The 1460-nt window shown below is 56.6% G+C and carries 1 rRNA gene; it reads right to left on the reverse strand.

The window, feature by feature from the left end:
- Nucleotides 1–1460: ribosomal RNA gene (locus ACZ4MH_RS34035) — 23S ribosomal RNA — on the reverse strand; the annotation flags it as partial.

Raw genomic sequence — 1460 nt, forward strand, 5'->3', positions numbered from 1 at the left:
GGCTTCCATATCTGGCCTATCAACCCAGTCGTCTACTGGGAGCCTTACCCTCTCAAGGAGGTGGGAGTACTCATCTCGAAGCAGGCTTCCCGCTTAGATGCTTTCAGCGGTTATCCCTCCCGAACGTAGCCAACCAGCCATGCCCTTGGCAGGACAACTGGCACACCAGAGGTTCGTCCGTCCCGGTCCTCTCGTACTAGGGACAGCCCTTCTCAATACTCCTACGCGCACAGCGGATAGGGACCGAACTGTCTCACGACGTTCTAAACCCAGCTCGCGTACCGCTTTAATGGGCGAACAGCCCAACCCTTGGGACCGACTCCAGCCCCAGGATGCGACGAGCCGACATCGAGGTGCCAAACCATCCCGTCGATATGGACTCTTGGGGAAGATCAGCCTGTTATCCCCGGGGTACCTTTTATCCGTTGAGCGACGGCGCTTCCACAAGCCACCGCCGGATCACTAGTCCCGACTTTCGTCCCTGCTCGACCCGTCAGTCTCACAGTCAAGCTCCCTTGTGCACTTACACTCAACACCTGATTGCCAACCAGGCTGAGGGAACCTTTGGGCGCCTCCGTTACCCTTTGGGAGGCAACCGCCCCAGTTAAACTACCCACCAGACACTGTCCCTGATCCGGATCACGGACCCAGGTTAGACATCCAGCACGACCAGAGTGGTATTTCAACAATGACTCCCCGACCACTGGCGTGATCGGTTCACAGTCTCCCACCTATCCTACACAAGCCGAACCGAACACCAATATCAAGCTATAGTAAAGGTCCCGGGGTCTTTCCGTCCTGCTGCGCGAAACGAGCATCTTTACTCGTAGTGCAATTTCACCGGGCCTATGGTTGAGACAGTCGAGAAGTCGTTACGCCATTCGTGCAGGTCGGAACTTACCCGACAAGGAATTTCGCTACCTTAGGATGGTTATAGTTACCACCGCCGTTTACTGGCGCTTAAGTTCTCAGCTTCGCCGACCCGAAGGTCGACTAACCGGTCCCCTTAACGTTCCAGCACCGGGCAGGCGTCAGTCCGTATACATCGCCTTACGGCTTCGCACGGACCTGTGTTTTTAGTAAACAGTCGCTTCTCGCTGGTCTCTGCGGCCACCACCAGCTCAGAGGGAAAACCTCATCACCAGCAATGGCCCCCCTTCTCCCGAAGTTACGGGGGCATTTTGCCGAGTTCCTTAACCATAGTTCACCCGAACGCCTCGGTATTCTCTACCTGACCACCTGAGTCGGTTTAGGGTACGGGCCGCCATGAAACTCGCTAGAGGCTTTTCTCGACAGCATAGGATCATCCACTTCACCACAATCGGCTCGGCATCAGGTCTCACCCTTCATGTCATCCGGATTTGCCTGGATGACGGGCTACACCCTTACCCCGGGACAACCACCGCCCGGGCTGGACTACCTTCCTGCGTCACCCCATCGCTTACCTACTGCAGGTCTGG

It is taken from the genome of Streptomyces sp. NPDC026301 (assembly GCF_055567935.1).